This window comes from Pseudomonas sp. MWU13-3659 (genome assembly GCF_023757525.1).
GTDB lineage: Bacteria > Pseudomonadota > Gammaproteobacteria > Pseudomonadales > Pseudomonadaceae > Aquipseudomonas > Aquipseudomonas entomophila_E.
The window spans coordinates 1-688 of record NZ_JAMSHW010000098.1; the positions used below are offsets into that span (position 1 = coordinate 1).

General features: G+C 69.6%; 2 pseudogenes. Both read right to left on the bottom strand.

Annotated features, from left to right (window positions below):
- Positions 1-435 (bottom strand): annotated as a pseudogene (locus tag NGM28_RS28465) (hypothetical protein); the annotation flags it as partial.
- Positions 432-688 (bottom strand): annotated as a pseudogene (locus NGM28_RS28470) (phage tail protein); the annotation flags it as partial. The pseudogenes NGM28_RS28465 and NGM28_RS28470, both read right to left, overlap by 4 nt.

Below are 688 nucleotides of genomic sequence, written 5' to 3' on the forward strand. Positions count from 1 at the left end.
ACGGGCCAGGCTCGCGGCCAACTGGTCGTAGCGGGTGGCCAGGAACAGCAGGCACAGGGCGTACTGGGCGCCCTGGGGGCGTGCGGTGTCCGTGGCGTCGGTGAGCTTGTCCGCCAGCGCCTGCAGGAGGTTGGGCGCCGACAGGAAACGTTGGTGGCCACGTCCTTGGCCCATGCCGCTCTGGAACGGCGTCACCGTCAGGCAGGCCGGCGCCTCGCCCAGCTGCTCGGCCAGGGCCTGGCGTCCGGCCTCGATCGCGCCTTTTGCCGCGTCACCGACCGGCCCCGGGCTGGTGGTGGCGATCGACTGCAGGCCCGCCACCCGCTCCCCCATGCTCGCCAGCTCGCTGCCGGCCAGGGCCTTGGCGGCATCCAGCTGGCCCATCCACTGAGTGGCTTGGGTGGGCCAGCGCATGGTCACCGGTGACCAGGTCATACCGGCACCGTCCAGGCGATCACCCGCATGGCCTTGATCTTTTTGTCCTGGAGCGCCTTCGCCAGGTCGCGCTTCAGCTGGTCGGCGTGCTGCAGCGCGGCCTGCCGGAAGATCACCAGGTCTTTGTTCACCAGCAGCAGCTGGTCGCGGGTGTGTTCGCGGAACTGCTGGACGCCGTCGGCGCCGGTGCACGGGTACGCGCCATCCAGGCCGCTGAACATCAGCCCGTTCAGGTTGACCTGGTCTTCAAGTT